This is a genomic window from Bartonella sp. MR168JLCBS (assembly GCF_042194175.1).
The window spans coordinates 1-849 of the sequence record NZ_JBHIMP010000248.1; the positions used below are offsets into that span (position 1 = coordinate 1).

The following is an 849-nucleotide window of genomic DNA, read 5'->3' on the forward strand; positions in this document are numbered from 1 at the left end:
CTCAAAAGTAATGAGAAACCCACTAATAAATTTTAGTCCGTAACGATTTAAGAGAGCAGGATTGAAAAGGAAATGGAGCCACTCAGGAAGCATCAGAGCAATACCTTTTGATATCCTGATTGAGTGCATGTTTCAAGATAATGTAGGATTGCGGAAAAGAAACCTGAAAATAATAAATAGAGTAAACATGCTACAAGATAAAACAGCATAGGCTCATTGGTAGCTGCGACTGCTAAATTTGTTTGTTGCATAAGGTCAACAAGTGAAATGGTTGAAACGAGGGATGTATCTTTAAGTAAAGTGAGCCAATTATTAGAAAGTCCTGGCAAAGCATTTCGAATGAGCTGAGGAAAGACAATACGAAAAAACGTAGTTGAGCGCGAAAATCCTAGAGCTTTCGCTGCTTCATATTGACCTTTATCAAAGATATTAAATGCTCCAAGCCAAACTTCACAAGAAAAGGCGGCAAGAACCATACTGAGTGCAAGAACACCAGCAATAAAAGCATTGATACTAAATATTATCTCAATATTAAAATAATCAAGAGTAGTTTGAATAATCTTTTGTAAACCATAATAAACTAAAAATAAGGTTAGAAGTTCTGGTAAGCCACGAAATACCGATGAAAAGAGGGTAGCTATAGCTTTAACTATCTTAATATCGGATCGAATCATCAGTGCACCTAGAAGTCCTAGAGGAAATCCCAGTATTCCACAGCACAAAGCCAATGATAATGTCATTCCTGCACTCAAAACTATAACCATTCCCCATCCTCCATTGCTAAATGATAGCAATGCTAAACTTTCAATCATTCTTGCATTCCTCACAAAAATTTAAATAAATGGCTTT

1 protein-coding gene and 1 pseudogene are annotated in these 849 nt (G+C 35.8%); both read right to left on the reverse strand.

Annotation, left to right across the window (positions count from 1 at the left end; translation table 11 throughout):
* Positions 1-93, reverse strand: a pseudogene (locus ACFIK8_RS10655) (ABC transporter permease); the annotation flags it as partial.
* Entirely contained in the window at positions 93-812 is a 720-nt protein-coding gene (locus tag ACFIK8_RS10660) for an ABC transporter permease (RefSeq protein ID WP_014924125.1), read from the reverse strand. The gene ACFIK8_RS10660 and the pseudogene ACFIK8_RS10655, both read right to left, overlap by 1 nt.
* Positions 813-849 lie beyond the last annotated feature (37 nt).